Raw genomic sequence first — 654 nt, forward strand, 5'->3', positions numbered from 1 at the left:
GACGGGAAGTAGCGGATGTCGGACTGGACGCAGTCAACTGCGAGCCTCCTCGGCTGAGTCCCCCTGAGCTTCACCGGTTGGTCCTGCCAGGTCCGGCTGCTCCGCGATCTCTGCTTCGACATCGCGGCGGCCGGCCTGGGCCCCCGAGTGGAATCCGCCGAGCCGGCGCCGCAGTTTCTCGGCGTCGACGCCACCGGCGCGCTTCTTCGGCGCGGCGGCCGGGGCGGTCAGCTTCGGGGTGCGCTTGGGCAGTCCCTTGTCCGTGACCCGCTCGGCGGGTTCGGCGGGCTGCTGGTCGAGGGCCGGCCTGGGGGCCGGCACGGAGTCGGACGGGGCGGCTGCCTCGTCCGGGGTGCGCTCGTGCGCGTCGGGCCCTATCGCGTACGGGCCCGGGACGGCGGGCCCGGCGGCTTCGCGGGGCTCCTCGGCGGCGGTCCTGCCGCCCGTCTCCCGCTCGTCCCGGCCGGCCTCGTCGGCGGCGTCCGCCAGGTCCTGGGCGTGCTGCTCGCGGCGCGGGGACGGGAGGTACAGCTCCATCGTCGTCTCGGGCGACGCCTGGGCCTTCGCCTCTGCCGGGGCGGCATCGGCGTCGGGGCCCGCGTCGGCGTCCGCCTCGCCGCTCTCCTCGTCCTGCCGCGCGGCGGTGTCCCGGGG

1 pseudogene is annotated in these 654 nt (G+C 76.9%); it reads right to left on the reverse strand.

Annotation, left to right across the window (positions count from 1 at the left end):
• Nucleotides 1-33: 33 nt before the first annotated feature.
• Nucleotides 34-654, reverse strand: a pseudogene (locus tag ACFV9O_RS40325) (histidine kinase); the annotation flags it as partial.

The organism is Streptomyces sp. NPDC059909, assembly GCF_042730885.1.
Lineage (GTDB): Bacteria > Actinomycetota > Actinomycetes > Streptomycetales > Streptomycetaceae > Streptomyces.